The organism is Pseudomonas baetica, from assembly GCF_002813455.1.
In the GTDB taxonomy this organism is placed as follows: Bacteria; Pseudomonadota; Gammaproteobacteria; order Pseudomonadales; family Pseudomonadaceae; genus Aquipseudomonas; species Aquipseudomonas baetica.
On sequence record NZ_PHHE01000001.1, the window covers coordinates 1,935,054 to 1,958,475 of the forward strand.

General features: G+C 59.6%; 17 protein-coding genes. 15 read left to right on the top strand and 2 right to left on the bottom strand.

Going from position 1 to position 23,422, the window contains the following annotated elements:
- Window positions 1-35 precede the first annotated feature (35 nt).
- Entirely contained in the window at window positions 36-308 is a 273-nt protein-coding gene (locus tag ATI02_RS08845; RefSeq protein ID WP_095187308.1) for a DUF1652 domain-containing protein, read from the bottom strand.
- A 263-nt stretch (window positions 309-571) separates the two neighbouring features.
- On the opposite strand from ATI02_RS08845, the gene ATI02_RS08850 reads away from it, so the two are divergent.
- The 15 genes from ATI02_RS08850 (at window position 572) to ATI02_RS08925 (ending at window position 22,952) form a co-directional block, all read left to right on the top strand.
- Window positions 572-1,390 (top strand): helix-turn-helix domain-containing protein, encoded by an 819-nt coding sequence (locus ATI02_RS08850; RefSeq protein ID WP_100846060.1) that lies wholly within the window; start codon window positions 572-574, stop codon window positions 1,388-1,390.
- 52 nt (window positions 1,391-1,442) lie between these two features.
- On the top strand, window positions 1,443-2,849 hold the full coding sequence (locus ATI02_RS08855) for an NAD(P)/FAD-dependent oxidoreductase (RefSeq protein WP_100846061.1): 1,407 nt from the start codon (window positions 1,443-1,445) through the stop codon (window positions 2,847-2,849).
- A 41-nt stretch (window positions 2,850-2,890) separates the two neighbouring features.
- Window positions 2,891-3,235, top strand: coding sequence for a cupin domain-containing protein (locus tag ATI02_RS08860; protein WP_095187169.1), 345 nt, complete (start codon window positions 2,891-2,893; stop codon window positions 3,233-3,235).
- 56 nt (window positions 3,236-3,291) lie between these two features.
- The gene (locus ATI02_RS08865) at window positions 3,292-4,377 is read left to right on the top strand and encodes a polyamine ABC transporter substrate-binding protein (RefSeq protein WP_100846062.1); all 1,086 of its coding nucleotides are present in this window, start codon (window positions 3,292-3,294) and stop codon (window positions 4,375-4,377) included.
- Window positions 4,378-4,548: 171 nt separating this feature from the next.
- Complete coding sequence (locus ATI02_RS08870) at window positions 4,549-5,013, top strand: hypothetical protein (protein ID WP_100846063.1); 465 nt, start codon at window positions 4,549-4,551, stop codon at window positions 5,011-5,013.
- A 465-nt stretch (window positions 5,014-5,478) separates the two neighbouring features.
- The gene (locus ATI02_RS08875) at window positions 5,479-6,945 is read left to right on the top strand and encodes a serralysin family metalloprotease (protein WP_095187167.1); all 1,467 of its coding nucleotides are present in this window, start codon (window positions 5,479-5,481) and stop codon (window positions 6,943-6,945) included.
- A gap of 93 nt (window positions 6,946-7,038) precedes the next feature.
- Window positions 7,039-7,461 (top strand): AprI/Inh family metalloprotease inhibitor, encoded by a 423-nt coding sequence (locus ATI02_RS08880; RefSeq protein WP_157815134.1) that lies wholly within the window; start codon window positions 7,039-7,041, stop codon window positions 7,459-7,461.
- A gap of 181 nt (window positions 7,462-7,642) precedes the next feature.
- Window positions 7,643-9,421: a type I secretion system permease/ATPase gene (locus ATI02_RS08885; protein WP_100846064.1), complete on the top strand. Its 1,779-nt coding sequence runs from the start codon at window positions 7,643-7,645 to the stop codon at window positions 9,419-9,421.
- Entirely contained in the window at window positions 9,418-10,767 is a 1,350-nt protein-coding gene (locus ATI02_RS08890; RefSeq protein WP_095187165.1) for an HlyD family type I secretion periplasmic adaptor subunit, read from the top strand. Before ATI02_RS08885 ends, ATI02_RS08890 begins: the two co-directional genes overlap by 4 nt.
- Before the next feature lie 2 nt (window positions 10,768-10,769).
- Complete coding sequence (locus ATI02_RS08895) at window positions 10,770-12,140, top strand: TolC family outer membrane protein (protein ID WP_100846065.1); 1,371 nt, start codon at window positions 10,770-10,772, stop codon at window positions 12,138-12,140.
- A 207-nt stretch (window positions 12,141-12,347) separates the two neighbouring features.
- Window positions 12,348-15,299 carry an autotransporter serine peptidase EprS gene (gene eprS, locus ATI02_RS08900; RefSeq protein WP_100846066.1) on the top strand — a complete coding sequence of 984 codons (2,952 nt, stop codon included), beginning with the start codon at window positions 12,348-12,350 and terminating at the stop codon, window positions 15,297-15,299.
- Window positions 15,300-15,462: 163 nt separating this feature from the next.
- Window positions 15,463-18,540, top strand: coding sequence for an autotransporter serine protease (locus tag ATI02_RS08910; RefSeq protein ID WP_100846067.1), 3,078 nt, complete (start codon window positions 15,463-15,465; stop codon window positions 18,538-18,540).
- Between the two features lie 62 nt (window positions 18,541-18,602).
- Window positions 18,603-20,285: a polyurethane esterase gene (locus ATI02_RS08915; RefSeq protein WP_100846068.1), complete on the top strand. Its 1,683-nt coding sequence runs from the start codon at window positions 18,603-18,605 to the stop codon at window positions 20,283-20,285.
- Window positions 20,286-20,482: 197 nt separating this feature from the next.
- Window positions 20,483-22,336 (top strand): polyurethane esterase, encoded by a 1,854-nt coding sequence (locus tag ATI02_RS08920; RefSeq protein ID WP_100846069.1) that lies wholly within the window; start codon window positions 20,483-20,485, stop codon window positions 22,334-22,336.
- Window positions 22,337-22,577: 241 nt separating this feature from the next.
- Complete coding sequence (locus ATI02_RS08925; RefSeq protein ID WP_100846070.1) at window positions 22,578-22,952, top strand: hypothetical protein; 375 nt, start codon at window positions 22,578-22,580, stop codon at window positions 22,950-22,952.
- A gap of 99 nt (window positions 22,953-23,051) precedes the next feature.
- Here the strand turns inward: ATI02_RS08925 and ATI02_RS08930 are convergent, their stop codons facing one another.
- The gene (locus ATI02_RS08930; RefSeq protein WP_100846071.1) at window positions 23,052-23,276 is read right to left on the bottom strand and encodes a YgdI/YgdR family lipoprotein; all 225 of its coding nucleotides are present in this window, start codon (window positions 23,274-23,276) and stop codon (window positions 23,052-23,054) included.
- Between the last annotated feature and the right edge of the window lie 146 nt (window positions 23,277-23,422).

Here is a 23,422-nt window from a genome sequence, read left to right on the forward strand (position 1 = left end):
AAAATATTCGGGCTTTTTTGTTTTAAATCATAATGTTACCCGTAACTCTTGAATGATTCCGGAGGAATGAAGGCTTCAAGCTCATCCTCTACTGCTTCAATAATCCGTTCGACATCTGCCGCATTCATGACCGTGGCACATGGGATGCCGGCAATGGCGATCACGGTTTCACCGCTGGCACGATCGAACAGACGGGCGATCATGCTGCCCGGTGCATCCATCGTGGCCTCGAAACCCATCGGATGAAAATGCCAGCGCATCAGTTGGCACGCATTGGGAAAGGTGACTTTGCTTGAGCCTTTATTCATGTATTGCCCGCCTTCTTCATCGAGCGCTTCCTTTTGCTCATGGTAGGTGGGAAGAGCCTTCATTGGCTCAACCGGTGACTGACGTTAAAAATAGCATCCAGATGTGAATTTTCTGTGAGATTTTTCAGTTCATTTGGCGATTGCTACGGATTTTTTGATGTATGTCACGCGCCACACAATCATCGTCAAAAGGCCACTATCGATTAGCCATTGCTGCCGGCGGCGAACTTGGGCAAGCTCGGTTCTTTTTCGCCGAGCCCTATATGCACGCCGACGACGACGACGGCCCAGAACAGACCCCGGCCACGGCTGCCACGGTCATGCGCTATCACCTGAGCTGGAAACACCGTGATCTGGACAGCGTCATGGCGCTGTATCACCCCGATATCCAGTACCACGACTTTTTCCAGAATCGCGTGCTCGGCCTCGATGAATTACGCGAGTACGTGCGTGTGAGCATGCCGCGTGAATCCGACGAGGCACTGGAGCATAACGATCGGATTCGCGTGGATGGCAACACCGCGTTCATTCAATATGAGGTGACGCTGCGTGGCGGCGAGGGTCTGGTGTCGTTTCGCTCCAGTGAGGCGATCACGGTCAAGGACGGGCTGATCTGGCGTGTCAACGAGTACGCCTCGCTGGTTCGCGCACAAAACGCCAGCAACCAAACCCCGAGTCAACGCCCCGCGGTCAGTCGCCTGGGCCTGTCACCGCGGCAATTGAGCTTCATGGCAGAAGACCTGCAGCAGTATTTCGAAAAGCAGCAGCCTTACCTCGATCCTCAACTCGACCTGCAGCGGGTGGCGAAGGAGTGCGGATACAGTCGCAATCAGATTTCCTACCTGCTGAACCAGGTGCTTGGGCAAAGTTTCTACCGCTACGTCAACCAGGCGCGCCTGCAACATCTGCTCAAGTCGCTGGACAATGCCACGCAACCGCTGCGCATTGATGACCTGGCCTTTGCCGCCGGATTCAATTCGCTGTCGGCCTTCTATAGCTGCTTTCGTCAGCACACCGGCCAGTCGCCCAAGGCCTATGCCAAACAAATTTCTTTGCGGACACGCGCGCAAGACATTCCCTGAACGCACGCACTAGGATCGACGCCATCGAAGGTTTTCAGTGGCGGAGTCTTGCATGCCAGCGTGGCGCACTATCAGTTTGTGGATGGACCAGCTCGATGAGCCGCTGACCGCGCGGCCGCAGCTTGAGCGGGATCTGGACGTCGACGTGGCGATCATCGGCGCCGGTTACACCGGGCTGTGGACGGCGTACTACCTGAAGAAGCTCGCGCCGGGGCTCGACATCGCCATTGTCGAGGCGCAAACCGCCGGGTTCGGCGCATCGGGTCGCAACGGTGGCTGGCTGATGGGCAACCTGCTCGGTGAGGACCGCTTGCTCGCCGGTCTCTCGCCACAGCAACGCCGCGCCTCGTTTGACTTGCTGCACAGTATTCCCGATGAAGTGGAAGTCGTCCTTGAACGCGAAGGTATCGACTGTGATTACCGCAAGGGCGGGGTGCTGTATTGCGCCGCGCGTTATCCGGAACAGGAGGCCAGCCTGCGTGATTATCTGGCCAAGCTGCACGCCCAAGGCCTGACCGACGACGATTATCGCTGGCTCAGCCGCGAACAACTTGCTCAGCAGATCCGCATCGCCAAACCTTACGGCGGCATTTACGCGCCACACGTGGCGACCATCCACCCGGCCAAACTGGTAAGAGGCCTGGCGCGCACCGTGGAGAACATGGGCGTGAAGATCTACGAAAACAGCCCGGCCACGCACTGGCAGTCGGGCAGCTTGCGCACGGCCAAAGCCACCGTGCGCAGTCGCTGGATCGTTCCGGCGGTGGAAGGTTATTCGGTGACATTACCGCCACTGGGCCGCTATCAACTGCCGGTGCAAAGCCTGATCGTCGCCACCGAACCGCTGTCCGCCGCGACATGGGAGGAAATCGGCCTCAGTCGTGGTCAGGCCTTCAGCGAATTCAGCCGTCAGGTCACGTACGGCCAGCGCAGCGCTGATAACCGTCTGATTTTCGGCGCCCGCGGCGGCTATCAGTTCGCCGGCAAACTGCGCCACAACTTCGACCTGACCCGCGACGAGGTCGAGTTGCGGCGCTATCTTTTCGGCGAACTGTTCCCGCAACTGAAAAATGTCCAGATCACCCACGCATGGGGCGGCAACCTTGGCATGTCGCGGCATTTCAAACCGCACATGCTCTGCGATCGCGCCAACGGCATTGCGCTGTCCGGTGGTTACGGCGGGGAGGGCGTCGGTGCCAGCAACCTCGGCGGACGTACCCTGGCGGATCTGATTCTTGAGCGCGACAGCGAGCTGGTTGAACAGCCATGGGTGCTCGCGGACGGAGGAATTCACGCACTGCGTACCTGGGAGCCGGAACCCTGCCGCTGGCTCGGTTACAACGCGATCATCAAAAGCTTCGTTCACGAAGACCAGACGCTGGCCAACCCGGCCACCGCACCGTGGCGGCGCAAACTTGCCAGCCAGGTGGCCGGGTTCATGGAAGGTTTCATGCACTGAAAGTCGCTTTACTTTAAGACAGCCCCAAGACAGGTAACGCCATGAGCATCACCCAGTTCAAAAATACCGCCACGCTCCCCCTGGATGAATCCAGCCCGGTCGCCGTTCCCCTTGGCGAGCCGATTGCCATTGCTTCGACCACCAGCGTTGAGCGCGACGACGGTGTCGAAACCGGCGTCTGGGAGTGCACCCCCGGCCGCTGGCGCCGGCAGATCACTGCGCAGGAGTTCTGCCATTTCATCTCCGGGCGCTGCACGTTCACCCCGGACGACGGCGGCGAAACCCTGCACATACAAGGTGGCGACGCACTGATGTTGCCGGCCAACACCCTCGGTATCTGGGATATCCACGAGACCGTGCGCAAGACCTACGTGCTGATTTTCTGATTGCTTGATCCCTTTGATTGCCTGCCAACAACAATAGCCTCTACAGGAATCGACCCATGATCCAGAAAACCCTCGCCTTGGCGCCGCTGCTGCTGGCCGCCTCCATCAGTCACGCCGCCGACACGGTCAAGGTCTACAACTGGTCCAGTTACATCGCGCCGGACACCACCAAGAACTTCCAGAAAGAAACCGGCATCGGCGTCACCTATGACGTCTATGACAGCAACGAAACCCTGGATGGCAAGTTGATGACCGGCAACTCCGGTTACGACGTGGTGTTCCCGTCCAACCACTTCATGGCGCGGCAGATTCAGGGCGGGGCTTTAAAGAAGCTCGACAAGAGCCAGTTACCTAACTGGAAGAACCTCAATCCGGTGCTGCTCAAGGCCTTACAGACCAATGATCCGGGCAACGAGCACGGCTTCCCCTACCTTTGGGGCAGCACCGGCATCGGTTACAACGTCGCCAAAATCAAGGCAGTGTTGGGCGATGACGCGCCGGTGGATTCCTGGGACCTGATCTTCAAGCCTCAATACATGGAAAAGTTGCAGAAGTGCGGCGTGGCGATTCTCGACAACGGCCCGGAATTGCTCCCGGCGGCGCTCAACTACCTGGGCTTGCCGCACCACAGCAAGAATCCCGAGGACTACAAGAAAGCCGAAGCGCTGCTGATGAAGGTGCGGCCGTACGTCAGCTACTTCCATTCCTCGAAATACACCAGCGACCTGGCCAATGGCGACATTTGTGTGGCGGTAGGTTTTTCCGGCGACATCCTGCAAGCCGAGAGCCGCGCCAAAGAGGCGAAAAACGGCATCGAAATCGGCTATGCGATTCCCAAGGAAGGCTCGGCAATCTGGTTCGACATGGTCGCCATGCCCAACGATGCGCCGGACGAGAAGGCCAGTTACGCGTTCATGAACTACCTGCTGCGCCCGGACGTGATGGCTGACATCAGCAACTCCGTGCACTACGCCAACGGCAACGAACAAGCCGACAGCCTGATCGACCCGGCGATCAAGAACGACACCAAGGTCTACCCGAGTCCGGAGATGATGGGCAAGTTGTTTGCGCTGGAAGCGATGCCGTTGAACATTGACCGGATTCGTACGCGGGTCTGGAACAAGATTCGTACCGGGAGTTGATCAGTGGGGCCGGGCTCGATGCCCGGCCAGCCTGCTTTTGAAGATATTGGAATAACGTATTCTGTTTTTATACCTGTCATATTTGACAGGTGTCGGCTGAATCATTTTCCTTAATAATGAAAAAACGAAGATCGCACCGGTCTTCGAAAAAAGGAAAAAGGAAAAAGGAAAATGTCTAAGCCCGAAATTTTTTCTGAAAAACCTGTTAGCCATGAAGGCCAAAAAGGAGTGGTCTCAGGCACGATCAAGGGGCAGGTGAAGAACTTGACGACGGAACAGGTTCATGACTTCGATAAGCCTTGGATCTGGCGTGATACACAGCAGGGTACATTGCGCTTTCATGGCGTCGTGAACGATCCGGAAGCGCCGGGGAAAGAGGTCGCGATCGGGTTACAGCTTTCGAGCGCTTCGCAACCGAGTGGTGAGTTCAAGGTGGGCGATCCGAAAATTCTCCATCTCAGCTACATGAAATATGGTGAGCCGGAGCCGGACGTTTATTTTAGAGCTGAGTCAGGCTTGGTGACGCTTCAGAGACAAGCAAATGATCATATCAATGGCTCTCTCAAGTTCGAAACGATCACCATTGATGGCAACCAATACGCTGTTGATGTGATCTACGACATCGGAGCACCTTGATCGATTGGACCGAAAAAAGCGTGGGAGCGAGCTTGCTCGCGAAGGCGTCCGTTCAGCCGACAGCCATGTTGGATGACACACCGCTTTCGCGATCAGGCTCGCTCCCACACTGGTTTCCAGCGTCTGTAATTGATTGATATCAATGCACTGGCACTTGCACTAATAAGTGGCAAAAAGTGAGACGCTTTCGACAAAAACAAACTTAGCTTTATTTAATAATTAAATAGAAAATCGTCAGACAATTAGGCTAAAAGCCGCCCGCAAAAACATTCTTTCGACCGCGCAGGCTTTGTTTGCGGCAGTTTTACGAAACAGCCCGATTTGATCTCAAAAAAATGCTTTACGGCAGATTTCAAATTGTGTCAGGTTTCTGATGCCTTCATTGGGCGAGTGATAGGACGATCTCGCCAGAGATTGTCGCTATCTGACAAAAACTGTTCCATTGCTAAACAAGGTAGTGTGTTTATGTCGAAAGTTAAAACGAATGCTATTGATACCGCCGAACAGGCTTTCCAGCTGTCGGCAGCGCCTCAACCACTGGCCGCAGCCAGCTCGGCGTATAACCAGATCAATAGCTTCAGCCATCAATACGATCGTGGCGGCAACCTCACGGTCAATGGCAAACCCTCCTACTCCGTCGACCAGGCTGCAACCCAGTTGCTGCGCGACGGTGCTGCCTACCAGGACAAGGATGGCAGCGGCAAGATCGAACTCACCTACACGTTCCTGACTTCGGCATCGTCCAGCACGATGAACAAGCACGAGATCACCGGGTTCAGTCAGTTCAGCGCTCAACAACAGGCTCAGGCCAAGCTCGCCATGCAGTCCTGGGCCGATGTGGCCAACGTGACCTTCACCGAGAAAGCCTCGGGCGGTGACGGCCACATGACCTTCGGTAACTACAGCGGTGGCCAGGATGGTGCTGCAGCGTTCGCCTATCTGCCAGGTACCGGCGCCGGCTATGATGGCACTTCGTGGTATCTGATTAACAGTGGCTACACGCAAAACAAGAATCCGGATCTGAACAACTACGGTCGTCAGACCCTGACTCACGAAATTGGCCACTCCCTGGGCCTTGCTCACCCTGGCGACTACAACGCCGGTAATGGCAACCCGACCTACAAAGACGCGACCTACGGGCAAGACACCCGCGGCTACAGCGTCATGAGTTACTGGGGCGAGAGCAACACCAATCAGAACTTCAGCAAGGGCGGCGTGGAAGCCTATTCCTCGGGCCCGCTGATGGACGATATCGCTGCCATCCAGAAACTTTACGGTGCCAACACCACCACGCGCACCGGTGACACCACCTACGGCTTTAACTCCAACACCGGGCGTGATTTCCTCAGCGCTTCGTCGTCGAGTGACAAGGTTGTGTTCTCGGTCTGGGACGCAGGCGGCAAGGATACTCTGGACTTCTCGGGTTTCACCCAGAACCAGAAGATCAACCTCAATGACGCCTCGTTCTCCGACGTTGGCGGCATGGTTGGCAACGTGTCCATCGCCAAGGGCGCCATCATCGAGAACGCCATCGGCGGTTCGGGCAACGACCTGTTGATTGGTAACAGCGTGGCCAACGAACTGAAGGGTGGTGCCGGTAACGACATCCTCTACGGGGCTGGCGGTGCCGACAAGCTGTGGGGCGGTGCCGGTTCGGACACCTTTGTGTTCGCAGCCAGTTCCGATTCCAAGCCGGGTGCGATCGATCAGATCCTCGATTTCGTCAGTGGTCTGGACAAAATCGACCTGACCGGTATCACCAAAGGCGCCGGCCTGCACTTTGTCAGCAGCTTCACCGGTGCAGCCGGCGACGCGATTCTGACTTCGTCGGGCGGCAACAGCCTGTTGTCGGTGGACTTCTCCGGGCACGGCAGCGCCGACTTCCAGGTCAGCACCGTTGGCCAGGCAGCAACCAGCGACATCGTGGCTTGATGTGAAACAGGAAAGCGGCGCGTGATGCGCCGCTTTCTTCGCTTGCATCGTCCTGCCCGGTAGGCAAGGCTACATGCTGGAGTGAAATTTCCTATGAGTCGAAACGTTTTTACCTACATGACGCAGGCGTGGCTAATGGCGGCGCTAATGATGATTTTCGGAGAAGCAACCATGGCAAGCAGCCTCAGACTCGAAGAACCCTCGGTATTCGCCGGGCACTGGCAGGCGACGCTGAGCGCCGGCACTGACGCCGCCGAAGCGCAAAAACAACAGGACAAGCCATCGAACACCTGCGATGTCGAGTTGCAACTCAACCAGACGGTTGGCAAAGGCGCAGATTGTTTGAGCGCATGGTTCGAAAACGCGGTCATCGGCTGGTTTCCCGATCCGGACGGTCTTTCCATTACCGGCAAAGAAGGGTCAAGAATAGTGTTCTTCAGCCGACAACATGACGGGCTTTATAAGACCACTTTGAAATCGGGCCTCATCGTTACATTCGAACGTGCAGCGAAGTAAATACGCAGGTTGCCAAGTTGAATATAAGGCAAGGCTTGAACGTTATAAGTGATGCCGACGTTCGAGCTGAAGTTGTTATTGAATTGTAAGCGGGTACTTGCAAATCATCTTTCGCAGGTAAGCGGAACATTAATTGAGTGCTCGCCTGATTTGGCGGGACCCATCATTTCAGGAATAATCAATGAAGATGGCGAATGCCCCAGCCACCGCGCCCTTATTCAAGGCATTGGGTGACTATAAAAGCATTCTGATCAGCGTCGGATGCTTTACTGCGCTGATTAACGTGCTGATGCTGGTGCCCTCCATTTATATGCTGCAGGTGTATGACCGGGTGCTGTCGTCGCAGAACGAAACCACCCTGGCGATGCTGTCGCTGATGGTCGTCGGTTTCTTTGCCTTTATCGGCCTGCTGGAAGTGGTGCGCAGCTTCATCGTGATCCGCATTGGCAGTCAGTTGGAGCGCCGCTTCAATCTGCGCGTCTACCAGGCAGCGTTCGAGCGCAACCTGTTCAAGGGCGAGGGCAACGCCGGGCAATCGCTGGGCGACCTGACGCACATTCGGCAATTCGTCACCGGGCCTGCGCTGTTCGCGTTTTTCGATGCGCCGTGGTTTCCGGTGTACCTGTTCGTGATCTACCTGTTCAACGTCTGGCTCGGTGTGCTCGCCACCGCTGGCGCGCTGTTGCTGATCGCGTTGGCCTGCCTCAATGAATACATGACCAAAAAGCCGCTGGGCGAAGCCGCCGGTTTTTCACAGAAATCCAGCCAGTTGGCCACCAGTCACTTGCACAACGCCGAAACCATTCAGGCGATGGGCATGCTCGGTTCGTTGCGCAAGCGCTGGTTCCAGGTGCATTCGCGTTTTCTTGGCTTGCAGAATCAGGCCAGCGACACCGGCGCGGTCATCAGTTCGCTGAGTAAAACCCTGCGCCTGTGCCTGCAATCGTTGGTGCTGGGCCTCGGTGCATTGCTGGTGATCAAGGGCGACATGACCGCCGGCATGATGATCGCAGGCTCCATCCTCATGGGACGCGTGCTGAGCCCCATCGACCAGTTGATTGCCGTATGGAAGCAGTGGAGCGGGGCGAAGCTGGCTTACCGGCGTCTCGACGCGTTGCTGCAAGCCTTCCCGCCCAGCGATGACGCCATGGCGTTGCCGGCACCGAAAGGCCAGATCACTTTCGAGCAGGTCAGCGCCGGCCCGCCGGGGCAACGCGCGGCGACCCTGCACATGGTCAATTTCAATCTCGGTGCCGGCGAAGTGCTCGGCGTGCTGGGCGCATCCGGTTCGGGCAAGTCGACCCTGGCCCGTGTGCTGGTCGGTGTATGGCCGACGCTCGGTGGCACGGTGCGGCTGGACGGCGCAGACATTCATCGCTGGAACCGCGACCAACTCGGCCCGTACATCGGCTACCTGCCACAGGACATCGAACTGTTCAGCGGCAGCGTCGCCGAGAACATCGCGCGTTTCAGCGAGGCTGACCCGCAAAAAGTCGTGGCCGCCGCACAACAGGCGGGCGTCCACGAAATGATCCTGCGCCTGCCGCAAGGTTATGACACCCAACTGGGCGAGGACGGCAGCGGCTTGTCCGGTGGCCAGAAGCAGCGAGTGGCACTGGCCCGCGCCATGTATGGCACGCCAAGCCTGGTGGTACTCGATGAACCCAACTCCAACCTCGACACCGTCGGCGAAGCGGCATTGGCCAGCGCCATTGCGCAGCTCAAGGCCCAGGGCACCACGGTGGTACTGGTGACGCATCGCTCTTCGGTACTGGCCCAGGCGGACAAATTGCTGGTGCTCAACGACGGTCGCTTGCAAGCCTTCGGCGCCAGTCAGGAAGTGCTCAAAGCGCTGTCCGGCGCCGCCAATGAACAACAACGCGAGAAACCTGCGCAAGCACCGGGCGGGCTTAGCATGAGTCGGCAGTATCAGCCCTCGACAAGGAATTCGGGTGTATGAGCAGCGCAAGCATGAACACTGAAAACGAAGCGAGCATGGAACACGCCTACGTCACCGAACGCCCGGAGCGCGATGCGAAATTCTTCGCGCGCATGGGCTGGATTCTGGCCATTGTCGGCGCCGGCAGCTTCTTTACCTGGGCGGCTTTGGCGCCACTGGATCAAGGCATTCCGGTGCAGGGCACGGTGGTTGTGTCCGGCAAACGCAAAGCCGTGCAGTCGATGAGTGCCGGGGTGGTCAGCCGGATCCTGGTGCGTGAAGGCGAGATCGTGAAGCAGGGGCAACCGCTGTTCCGTCTCGACCAGACGCAAGTCGCCGCCGACGTGCAATCGCTGCAAGCGCAATACCGCATGGCTTGGGCCAGCCTGGCGCGTTGGCAGGCCGAGCGTGACAATCTCAAGCAAGTGACCTTTCCGGCAGAACTGAGCAACGATCCGGACCCGCGTCTGGCACTGGTGCTGGAAGGTCAACGCCAACTGTTCAGCAGCCGCCGCGAAGCCTTTTATCGCGAACAGGCCGGGCTGCGCGCCAGCATCGAAGGTGCCACTGCGCAACTGGCCGGCATGCGCCGCGCGCGCACCGACCTCAACGCTCAGGCCGACTCGCTGCAACAGCAACTGAGCAACCTGCAACCGTTGGCCGACAACGGCTACATCCCGCGCAATCGCCTGATGGAATATCAGCGCCAACTGTCGCAAGTGCAGCAGCAACTGGCAGAAAACACCGGTGAAAGCGGTCGCGTGGAGCAGGGCATCCTCGAATCGCGCCTGAAGCTGCAACAGCACAGCGAGGAATATCAGAAGGAAGTCCGCACGCAACTGGCCGACGCCCAGCTCAAAAGCGTGACCTTGTCGGAACAGCTGACCTCGGCCGGTTTCGACCTGCAACACAGCGAGATTCTGGCCACTGCCGAAGGTGTGGCGGTCAACCTTGGCGTACACACCGAAGGCGCCGTGGTGCGTCAGGGCGAAACCTTGCTGGAGATCGTTCCGCAAGGCACCACGCTGGAAGTGGAAGGGCATTTGCCAATCCACCTGATCGACAAGGTTGGCTCACATTTGCCGGTGGATATCCTGTTTACCGCGTTCAACCAGAGCAAAACCCCGCGTGTGCCGGGCGAGGTCAGCCTGATTTCCGCCGACCAGATGGTCGATGAGAAAACCGGCGTGCCGTATTACGTGCTGCGCAGCAGCGTCAGCGACCAGGCCATGGAAAAACTCAACGGGCTGGTGATCAAACCCGGCATGCCGGCAGAAATGTTCGTGCGTACCGGCGAGCGTTCGCTGCTCAACTATCTGTTCAAACCGCTGCTCGACCGGGCCGGTTCTGCGTTGACCGAAGAATAAGGATGTTCGGCTGTATGAATAAGCTTTCCATGCTCGCAGCAGCATTGATGCTGCTCGCGAGCCACTCGGCGGTAGCGGCCATGGGGCCGTTCGAGATTTACGAACAGGCGTTGCGCAATGACCCGGTGTTCCTCGGGGCGATGAAGGAACGCGACGCGGGCCTTGAGAACCGCGCCATTGGCCGCGCCGGGTTGCTGCCGCGAATCGGCTACACCTACAACAAGGGCCGCAACTCGTCCAAAGCCACGTCCCTTGATGAGCGTGCGCGCAATCGCACCGACGATCGCAATTACAGCAGTTACGGTTCGGCCCTGACATTGCAACAGCCGTTGCTCGATTACGAAGCTTATGCGGCGTATCGCAAGGGTGTGGCGCAGTCGTTGTTCGCCGACGAGAACTTTCGCGGCAAGAGCCAGGAATTGCTGGTGCGGGTTCTGGATAACTACACCAAGGCCTTGTTTGCCCAGGACCAGATCGACATCGCTCAGGCGAAGAAGAAGGCCTACGAACAGCAGTTCCAGCAAAACGAGCACATGTTCAAGCAGGGCGAAGGTACGCGCACCGATATTCTTGAAGCCGAGTCACGCTATGAGCTGGCGACGGCCGAGGAGATCGAAGCGCGCAACGAACAGGATGCCGCACTGCGTGAACTGGGTGCGCTTGTCGGTGCACCTGCGGTGGATATCGGTGATTTGGCGCCGCTGGATCAGAACTTCCAGACCTTCGCGCTGATGCCGGCCAACTACGACACCTGGCACGAAATGGCGATCAGCAATAACCCGAACCTGGCTTCGCAACGTCAGGCCGTGGAAGTGGCGCGTTACGAGGTTGAGCGCAACCGTGCCGGGCACCTGCCGAAAATCAACGCCTATGCCTCAATGCGCCAGAACGAATCGGAAAGCGGCAACACCTACAACCAGCGCTACGAGACCAACACCATCGGCCTGGAAGTGAGCGTGCCACTGTATGCCGGTGGCGGTGTGTCGGCGTCCACCCGGCAGGCCAGCCGCACCATGGAACAGGCCGAGTATGAGCTCGATGGCAAGACCCGCGAGACGCTGATCGAACTGCGTCGCCAGTTCAGCGCTTGCCTGTCCGGGGTGAGTAAATTGCGCGCTTACCAGAAAGCCCTGAGCTCGGCCGAATCACTGGTGGTGTCGACCAAGCAAAGCATCCTCGGCGGTGAACGGACCAATCTCGACGCGTTGAACGCCGAGCAACAGCTGTTCACCACCCGCCGCGATCTGGCGCAGGCGCGCTACGACTATTTGATGGCCTGGACCAAATTGCATTACTACGCCGGGACCTTGAACGAGCAGGATCTGGCGCGGGTGGATGAGGCTTTTGTGGTCGCTCACCAGCCCTCACCCTAACCCTCTCCCAGAGGGAGAGGGGACCGATCCGGGGATATTGCAGAAGTACACCGACTTGAACGAGCGCTAGCGAATCCAACATTTCAGGTCGATGCATGACGCAAGACACCTCGGTCAGCTCCCTCTCCCGGGGGAGAGGGCTGGGGTGAGGGGAACAGGCAACACCGCAGAAGACCCTGCATAAAACAATAAAAGTGAGTGGTGAACATGGAAGTACGCATCAAGCCGATTTCGGTCGGCACCCTGTTGCTCGCAGTCTCCGTAACCCAGGCGCATGCTCAATACCTGGAGGCCGGTCAGCCCGGCGATCCCGCCAGTTGGCGCAGCGCTGAATTCCAGCGCGACTGGGGCCTCGCACGCATGCAGGCTGATCAAGCCTACGCGGCGGGCATCACCGGCAAAGGCGTGAAAATCGGCGCCCTCGACTCCGGCTTCGATGCCGCCCATCCAGAGTTCGCCACCGAGCGCTATCACCCGGTACTCGCCAACGGCAGTTACGTTGACGGCTCGCCGTTCAACGTCGACGGCACCCTCAACCCCAACAACGATTCACACGGCACGCACGTGGTCGGCACCATGGGCGCCTCGCGCGACGGCGCCGGCATGCACGGCGTGGCCTACAACGCGCAGATCTACGTGGGCAACACCAACAAGAACGACAGCTTCCTGTTCGGCCCCAATCCCGATCCGCGTTACTTCAAAGCGGTGTACGACGCCTTGGCCGACGCCGGCGTGCGCGCAATCAATAACAGTTGGGGCAGTCAGCCGCCGGATGTCAGCTACCGCACACTGGCCGATCTGCATGCGGCGTACGCCCAGCACTTCAACAAAGGCACCTGGCTTGACGCGGCGGCCGACGTCTCCCGTCGCGGCGTGATCAACGTATTCAGTGCCGGCAACAGCGGTTACCCGAACGCCAGCGTGCGCTCGGCATTACCGTACTTTCAGCCAGATCTGGAAGGCCACTGGCTGGCCGTGTCCGGGCTCGATCAAAGCAATCAGCAGAAGTACAACCAGTGCGGTCTCGCCAAGTACTGGTGCATCACCACGCCTGGGGCGAAAATCGACAGCACCATCCCCGGCGGCGGTTATGCGATCAAGTCCGGCACCTCGATGTCGGCGCCGCACGCCACTGGCGCACTGGCGCTGGTGATGGAACGTTACCCGTACATGAGCAATCAGCAGGCGCTGGAAGTGCTGCTGACCACCGCCACGCAACTCGATGGCTCAGTGACCGATGCACCCACCGAACGGCTTGGCTGGGGCGTGGCCAACCTGAACCGGGCAATGCGCGGGCCGGGGCAGTTGCTCGGGGCGTTTGATGCCAATCTGGCGGCCGGGCAGAGCGATGTCTGGAGCAATGACATCTCCGACAAGGCGCTGATCCAGCGTCAGAGCGAAGACCTCGCCGAGCACACGGCCTGGCAACAAACCCTGCAAGACAAGGGCTGGCAGAACGGCGTTGCAGCCGGCGCCAGTCAGCAGGATCAGACGGATTACGCCATTGGCACGGCGCGCGATGCCGCAGCGGCCAACCGGGTGTATCAGGGCAGCCTGATCAAGTCCGGAGCAGGGCGCCTGTTTCTCACCGGGGACAACACTTATCGCGGGCCGACGACGGTCAACGGCGGTCTGCTGAGCGTCAATGGCTCGCTGGTTTCGGCCGTTACCGTGAACGACGGCGGCACCCTTGGCGGCTCCGGGCGGATCGGTTCGCTGACCGCCAACAGCGGCGGCCTTGTGGCCCCGGGCAACTCCATCGGCACCTTGAACGTGGCCGGTGACGTGACCTTCGCCCCAGGTTCGACCTACGCGGTGGAACTGTCACCGACCAGCAGCGACCGCATCGTCGCCGGTGGCGCAGCGAACATCAGCGGCGCCACGGTCAGCCTGTCGCTGGAAAACAGCCCGACGCTGCTCAGCGCAGCCGAAACGCAAAGCCTGCTGGGTCGTCAGTACAACATCCTGCAAGCGGCCGGTGGCATTCAGGGCCAGTTCGGGGTGGTGCTGCCGGATTACCTGTTCATTGGCGGCAGCCTCGATTACGCCGCCAACGGCATTCAACTCGATATCGAACGCAACGCGACCCCATTCGCCAGCGTTGGCCAAACGCCGAATCAACGTTCGGTAGCCGCTGCCGCCGAAAGCCTGGGCGCCGGCAATGCGGTGTACGAAAGCCTGCTGTTGTCGGCCGATGCGGCTTCCGCGCAGCAAGCCTTCCAGCAACTGAGCGGAGAAATCTTCCCCGCACTCGGTTCGATGCTGATCAACGACAGCCGCCAGTTGCGCGATGCCGTGGGCGAACGCCTGCACGATGCTTCGACAACGCAAAACAACGGCTGGATCAAGGCTCTGGGCGCTTGGGGCACCACGGATTCCGGTCACGACACGGCGGGTTACAGCACATCGATCGGCGGCCTGCTCGCCGGTGTTGATGGTGCGCTCGACGAGCAGATCCGTATCGGACTGGTCACCGGTTACAGCGACAGCTCGCTGAGCATGGGCTCGGGCACGCACTCATCGGCCAAGGTCGACAGCTACCACCTCGGCGCCTACGCCGGGCATGAAATCGGCGCCTGGCGCCTGAGCACTGGCGCGGCCTATAGCTGGCATCGCGCCGATGTGAAACGCGATCTGCAATACGGCAACGTCAGCGCCAAACAGAAAACCAAGGTTGATGCTGCCACCACTCAAGTGTTCGGTGAAGCGGCCTATCGACTGCACCTGCAACCGTTGGCGCTGGAGCCGTTCGCCAACCTCGCTTATGTGCATCTGGACAGCGAAGGCTTCACCGAGAAGGGCGACGCAGCCGCGCTGAAAAGCTCCGGCGATCAGCGTGATGCAGTGCTGAGCACCCTCGGTGTGCGGGCGATCAAGACCTTCAACCTGGCGAATCAGCAGTCACTGGATGTCAGCGGCCACCTCGGCTGGCAGCACAGCCTGAGCGACATCGAATCTGAACAGCATCTGCGCTTTGCCAGCGGTGGCACGCCGTACTCGGTGGAGAGTTCAGCACTGGTACGCGATGCCGCGCTGGTCGGCGTGCAGGCCAGTCTGGCCTTGAGCAAGGACGTGCGGGTCAACCTTGATTACAACGGACAACTGGCCAGTCGCGAGAAGAGCCACGGCGTTGGCTTGAGCCTCAACTGGCAGTTCTGATTGAACGTCCCACTGTAGGAGCTGCCGCAGGCTGCGATCTTTTGACTTTGATTTTTAAAGGCAAGATCAAAAGATCGCAGCCTGCGGCAGCTCCTACAGGGGGAGATGTTCGCTAGCTGAACACAGACGGATTTTTCGCAACATCATTAAGGAAGGTCGCTGGATGAATAAGAATAAAACCCCCGCGCAAACGGGTGGCCGCTTTGCCCTGAAAACGCTGACGTGCGCCGTGTTGTGTGCACTCGGTACCGCACACGCGGCGTCTTACGTGGAAAACGGTCGCACAGGCGATCCGTCAAGTTGGCGCAGTGCCGAGTTTCAGGCCGACTGGGGGCTGAGGGCCATCGGTGCCGATCACGCTTACGCCGCGGGCTACACCGGCAAAGGCGTCAAGCTGGGGATCTTCGATCAGCCGGTCTACGCCGCGCACCCGGAGTTTTCCGGCAGCAATAAAGTCATCACCCTGGTCACCAGCGGCATTCGCGAATACACCGACCCCTACATCCCGGTCAAAGCCGGGGATGCGTTCCGTTATGACGGTTCGCCCTCGGTCGGCTTCGACGGCAAACTCGGCGCCCACGGCACCCACGTCGGCGGCATTGCCGCAGGCAGTCGAGATGGCGGGCCGATGCACGGCGTAGCCTTCGGCGCGCAAATCATCAGCGCCGACAACGGCGACCCGGGCCCGGAAGACGGCATCGTTCGCGGCAACGACGGTGCGGTGTACAAGGCCGGTTGGGACGCGCTGATCGCCAGTGGCGCGCGGATCATCAACAACAGTTGGGGCATCGGCATCACCGACCGTTTCGACCTCGGTGGCCGCGACCCGGCGTATCCACACTTCACCGTCAACGACGCGCAAGTGCAGTTCAACGAGATCCGCACGCTGCTCGGCACCAAACCCGGCGGCGCCTACGACGGTGCGATCGCCGCAGCGCGCAGCGGTATCGTGACGATCTTCGCCGCCGGCAACGACTACAACCTGAACAACCCGGACGCCATCGCCGGCCTCGGCTATTTCGTCCCGGAGATCGCGCCGAACTGGATCACCGTCGCCGCGTTACAGCAGAACCCGGATCTGGCCAGCGCCAATCCGTACATCATGAGTACGTTCTCCTCGCGTTGCGGCTACACCGCGAGCTTCTGCGTTTCGGCGCCGGGCACGAAAATCTACAGCGCGATCATCGAAGGCACTAACGCCGACAACCTCACCACCGGCTACAAAAATTACAACGGCACCTCGATGGCCGCACCACACGTGGCCGGTTCCATGGCGGTGCTGATGGAGCGCTTCCCGTACATGACCGGCGATCAGGTCGCCACAGTCTTGCGCACTACCGCCACCGACCTCGGCGCACCGGGCATCGACGCCTTGTACGGCTGGGGCATGATCAACCTGCGCAAAGGCATTGATGGCCCGGCGATGTTCGTCACCGAGCAGGATATTCCTGAAGAGTTCCGCATTCAGGGGGCCTACGGTTCCGGCCAGTTCGTTGCGGATCTGCCAGGCATCGGCGCGATCATTGATCAAGGCAAACCCACCGAACGCGTGTGCAACGACATCACTTGTGGCCTCGATACCTGGCGCAACGACATTTCCGGTCACGGCGGTTTGACCAAGCAAGGCATTGGTACGCTGGTGATGACCGGTAACAACAGCTACAGCGGCCCGACCCTGGTCAATCAGGGCCGTCTGGCCATCAACGGTTCGCTCGCTTCGGCAGTGACGGTCAATGACAGCGGGATTCTCGGCGGTAATGGTCGCATCGGCGCGCTGGCGGTGAAAAGCGGCGGCACCGTGGCACCGGGCAATTCCATTGGCACCCTGAACGTGGCAGGGGATGTGACCTTCGAGCGCGGTTCGACCTACGCGGTAGAAGTGTCGCCAACCAGCAGCGACAAGATTGTTGCCGGTGGCAAAGCGCTGATTGATGGCGCCACCGTCAGTCTGTCGCTGGAAAACAGCCCGACACTACTGACCACCACGCAAGTGAAAAGCCTGCTCGGCACTCAGTTCAACATCCTGCAAGCGGCCGGCGGCATCGAGGGGCAATTCGGGCAAGTACTGCCGGACTATGCCTTCCTTGGCGGCACGCTGGCCTACTCGGCCGCTGGCATTGAGCTTGAGGTCGGTCGCAACGGTGCTTCTTTCGCCAGTGTCGGTCTGACGCCCAATCAACGGGCGGTCGGTGCCGCTGCCGAGGCTTTGGGGGCCGGCAACGCGCTGTTCGAAACCCTGCTGTTATCGCCAAACGCCGCGTCGGCGCAACAAGCCTTCCAGCAGTTGTCCGGCGAAATTCACCCGGCCATTGGCACTATGTTGGTCAACGACAGCCGCTACCTGCGTGAAGCGGTGGGCGAGCGTCTGCGCGAGCGTGATCTGTTCAACGCTAACGCACCCACCGATGACCGCAGCAATGCCTGGGTCAAGGTCCTGGGTTCGTGGGGCAAGAGCGATGGCGGGCATAAAAATGCCGACTCCAACAGTTCCATCGGCGGGTTGCTGGCGGGGGTTGACGGTTTGATCGCTGAAGATACGCGCCTGGGTTTCGTTACCGGTTATAGCGACAGCTCGCTGAGCATGGGCAGTGGCACGCATTCGTCGGCGTCCGTCGACAGCTACCACCTGGGTGCATACCTGGGCCATCAGATCGATGCATTGCGCTTGACCGCTGGTGCGGCTTACAGCTGGCATCGCGTGGATGTGAAACGTGATCTGCAGTTCGGCGATGTCAGCGGCAAGCAGAAAACCAAGCACGATGCGGCGACCACCCAGGTGTTCACCGAAGCGGCTTACGACCTGGGCCTGCAACCGATGAATCTGGAGCCGTTCGCCAATTTGTCGTACGTACATTTGAACACCGACAGCTTCACCGAGAAGGGTGATGCGGCGGCGCTCAAGGGCGGTGAAGACAACCGCGATGTGGTGCTGTCGACCCTGGGCGTTCGCGCCAAACGCACCTTCGCGCTGTCGGAAAAACATCAGCTGGAACTGGGCACATCCCTGGGCTGGCAGCACAACCTGAGCGGTGTCGATGCCGACAGCCATCTGGCCTTCGCCAATGGCAACAGCGCCTACACCGTGCAGAGTGTGTCGATGGATCGTGATGCCGCGGTGGTCGGCGTGCGCGCCGGGTTGGCGCTCAATCGCGATGTCCGGGTCAACCTGGACTACAACGGGCTGATCGGTTCGAACGAGAAAGACCACGGTGTGGGTCTGACGCTCGACTGGCAGTTCTAAAGGAGCACTGGCAGTTCCCCAGGGAACTGCCAGTCCTGACTTGAAGGAAGAGAGAGCACAACATGGGACTGTTCGATTACAAAAATGCCGATGGCAAAGCGTTATACAGCGACGCGATCGCCCTGACGCTGTACGCCTACACGCCGACCGGGCAAGCCTTGCCGGGCACCGCCTGGAAGCCGGTCACCGCGACGGCGCTGGGTTATCAGGGCAAGGTTGGGCCGCAGGGCACGTTCTTCGGCGAGAAGGACGGCTTCACCAGCGCCGAGGCTGAAGTGCTGGGCAAGTACGACGCCGCCGGCAAGTTGATCGGGATCGGCGTTGCCTTTCGGGGCACGGGTGGGCTGGGTTACAGCGACACCTTCGGCGACCTGAAAAACAACCTGCTGGCGGCCATCGGGCCGTCGGATTACGCGACTGACTACGCGAAAAACGCCTTCGACAATTTGCTCAAGGCTGTCGCGGCGTTTTCCATTGCCCACGGAATCGCGGCCAAGGACGTGCTGATCAGCGGCCACAGCCTCGGCGGTCTCGGGGTCAACAGCGTGGCTGAACTCAGCGCGAGCAACTGGGGCGGCTTTTTCAAGGACGCCAACTACGTGTCGTTTGCTTCGCCGACCCAGAGCAGCACCGGCAACAACGTGTTGAACATTGGGTACGAAAACGATCCGGTGTTCCGTGTGCTCGACGGCACCACGTTCAGTACCGCATCGATGGGCAAACACGACAAGCCGCACGATTCGACCACCGACAACATCGTCAACTTCACCGACAACTACGCATCCACCGCGCAGAACCTGGTGCCGTTCAGCATCGCCAATCCGCTGAACTGGTCGGCCCACAGTTCGCTTGGCTATGCCGACGGCTTGAACCGGGTGATCGATTCGACGTTCTACAACCTGACCCACAAGGACTCGACCATTGTCGTGTCCGATCTGGAGGAGGCGTCCCGGGGGAAAACCTGGGTCGAGGACTTGGGGCGCAGCGGCGAACCGCACACCGGCAGCACCTTCATCATCGGTACGCAAAGCAGCGACTGGCTCAAGGGCGGGGCGGGCAACGACTTCCTTGAAGGCCTGGGCGGCGATGACCGTTTCCGTGATGACGGTGGCTACAACATCTTGCTCGGCGGCCAGGGTCACAACACCTTCGACTTGCAGAAGCCGTTGCAGAACTTCAGCTTCGCCAACGACGGTGACGGCACCCTGTACGTGCGCGACGCCTACGGTGGTATCAGCATGACCCGCGACATTGGCGCGCTGGTGAGCAAGGAGTCGGGGTGGAGCAGCAAGGAGATCACCTGGGGCGTGACGACCAAGGGGTTGACCAATGGCAACGAGCTGACCCAGTACAACCACTCGCTCAGCGGCGACGGCTACGGCAACGCCCTGCACGCCACGGCCGACGGTGACTGGCTGTTCGGGCTGGGTGGCGACGACAAGCTGGTCAGCGACAAGGGCCATGTGACCTTCGTCGGGGGCGCGGGTAACGACGTGATGACGGCGGTGGGTGGCAACAACACCTTCCTGTTCAGCGGTGCGTTCGGGTTTGATGCCATCAACGGCTATCAAGGCAGCGACAAACTGGTGTTCATGGGCGTCGAAGGCGCGGGGCAGGGCTACGACTACAAGCAGCATGCTGCGCAGTCCGGCGGCGATACCGTGCTGAAGATTGGCGAGTTTGCCGTGACGCTGGTTGGGGTCGGAGTGGCTAACCTGTCGGACGCAAGTTTCGTGTTCGCCTAGATCCAAATGTGGGAGCGAGCCTGCTCGCGAAAGCGATGTGTCAGCAATACAAATGTTGACTGACACTCCTTCTTCGCGAGCAGGCTCGCTCCCACAGTAAAAGCAGTAAGTAGTTTTGAAATGCTCCGGGGCGTCCCCGTGGGGCGCCCTGGCTGTGAGCTATCTCTGACAATTCCAACAAAAGAGAGGCAATAGCGATGGGTGTGTATGACTACAAAAATCTCAGTACAACCGATTCCAAGGCGTTGTTCAGTGATGCCATGGCGATCGCGCTGTATTCCTACCACAACCTCGATAACGGCTTTGCTGCCGGGTATCAGCACAACGGCTTCGGCCTCGGCCTGCCGGCCACGCTGGTTACCGCACTTCTCGGTGGTACCGATTCCCAAGGGGTGATCCCCGGTGTTCCGTGGAACCCCGACTCAGAAAAACTCGCCCTCGACGCGGTGAAAAAGGCCGGTTGGACCCCGATCACCGCTTCGCAACTGGGCTATGACGGCAAGACTGACGCGCGCGGAACCTTCTTTGGCGAGAAGGCCGGTTACACCAGCGCGCAAGTGGAAATCCTCGGCAAATATGACGCCCAAGGCCACCTCACCGAACTGGGCATTGCCTTTCGCGGCACCAGCGGCCCGCGCGAGAACCTGATCCTCGATGCCATCGGCGACGTGATCAACGACCTGCTCGCCGCGTTCGGCCCCAAGGATTACGCCAAGAACTATGTCGGCGAAGCCTTCGGCAATCTGCTCGACGACGTGGTGGCGTTCGCCAGGGCCAACGGCCTCAGCGGTAAAGACGTGCTGGTCAGCGGCCATAGCCTCGGCGGCCTTGCGGTCAACAGCATGGCCGACTTGAGCGGCGGCAAGTGGGGCGGGTTCTTCAACGATTCCAACTACATTGCCTACGCCTCGCCAACCCAAAGCAGTACCGACAAGGTGCTCAACGCAGGCTACGAAAACGACCCGGTGTTCCGCGCGCTCGACGGTTCGACCTTCACCGGTGCCTCGGTCGGCGTCCACGACGCGCCCAAGGAATCGGCCACCGACAACATCGTCAACTTCAACGATCACTACGCCTCGACGGCGTGGAACCTGCTGCCGTTCTCGATCCTCAACATCCCGACCTGGATCTCGCACCTGCCGACCGCGTACGGCGACGGTATGAACCGGATAATCGAGTCAAAATTCTACGATCTGACCAGCAAGGACTCGACGATCATCGTCGCCAACCTGTCGGACCCGGCGCGGGCCAACACCTGGGTGCAGGACCTCAACCGCAACGCCGAAACCCACAAGGGCAGCACCTTCATCATCGGCAGCGACAGCAATGACCTGATCCAGGGGGGTGGCGGCAGTGACTACCTTGAAGGCCGCGCCGGCAACGACACTTTCCGCGACAGTGGTGGCTACAACGTCATACTCGGCGGGCAGGGCAGCAATACGCTGGACTTGCAGAAGTCGGTGAACAGCTTCGACTTCGCCAATGACGGCGCCGGCAATCTGTACATCCGCGATGCCAACGGCGGGATCAGCATCACCCGCGACATCGGCGCCATCGTCACCCGGGAGCCGGGTTTCCTCTGGGGGTTGTTCAAGGATGACGTGACCCACAGCGTCACGGCCAGCGGCTTGAAGGTCGGTAACAATCTCACGGCCTACGAGTCGAGCGTGAAGGGCGGCAGCGGCGCCGACACGCTCAAGGCACATGCCGGCGGCGACTGGCTGTTTGGTCTGGATGGCAACGATCACTTGATTGGCGGCGCGGGCAACGACGTGTTTGTCGGCGGTGCCGGCAATGACCTGATCGAGTCGGGGGGCGGGGCGGATACGTTCCTGTTCAACGGTGCGTTTGGGCAGGACCGGGTGGTCGGTTACACGTCCAATGACAAACTGGTGTTTCTCGGCGTGCAGGGTGTTTTGCCGGCGGAGGACTTCCGCGCCCATGCCGCGACCGTTGGACAGGATACGGTGCTGACGTTTGGCAACGACTCGGTGACGTTGGTCGGGGTGTCGCTGAATAGCCTGAGTACTGATGGTGTTGTGATCGCCTGATGTTGATGGGGTGCCGGTAAGGGCCCTTTCGCGAGCAGGCTCGCTCCCACAGGGGATTTGTAAACGACACAGATCCAGTGTGGGAGCGAGCCTGCTCGCGAAGAACGATAACTCGGCTTTAAAAGTGACTCATAAGCCACGACCTGACTCAAACCCCTGCGAAAACAGCAAATGCGGCCTAAAGCCAGCACGTGCGCACACGTTCTATAGCTAGCCGCCATTGAGTACAGGAGATTCAAACGTGAAAGGTTTCAAGAGGTCTGTCGGGGTTGTGGGACTGGCGCTGTTATCGGCCAATGCCTGGGCCGATCTGCCTCAAAGCTCGATTCTGAGCCGTTACGGAGTGACCACCGATCAACTGCCCAGCCCGGCCAAAACCGAGGCGGTGGAACCGGTCGAAGAGAAAAGCCTTTTTCAGATTCAGCCGGAACAGCCGTTCGTGACCTTCCGGCTGGGCGACGATAAAAAGCCGCAACCTACCGGCAATCTAAGCATCGACCGTATGGCGCAGCAGGACTATGAACGTTGCCAGCGCTTGCAGGGCGAAGTCGCCCGGCGGGGTGGAACGTCCTTGCGTTGCGACGGCAGCATTCCAGGCATGCCTGTCAATCAATGATGTTTTTGTAGGCGCTGCCGAAGGCTGCGATCTTTTGATCTTGAACTTGCAAACCAAAGGATCGCAGCCTTCGGCAGCGCCTACAGGGGTACTGCTTCGTCAGTCTTCCTTGCGCACCGTGGCCACTTCATCGGCCCGCACTTTCACCTTGGCGCCGGAAATATCCTCGAACTCATAGAAGCCGTCGTCGGTTTTGGTCTTCGGCATGTCCTTGGTCAAATACTGGGTGCCGTTCTGCAGGGTAACCACGGTTTGCGTCGAGCAACCGCTCAACGCCAGCAGGGCAGCTACCGCCAACGGGATGCCCAGCGTCTTGATTTTCATACCCACGTCTAATTCCTCATTCGCTGTGATACCGAGCATTGTCGGTGTTCTAACGCGGTTGGTGCCATAGCGCCGGAAAAAGTTCGATGGGCCGGTGAAAAAATGCCATTGATCTTTTTCCGTTTGCGCCGGGCAGGGCAGAGCTG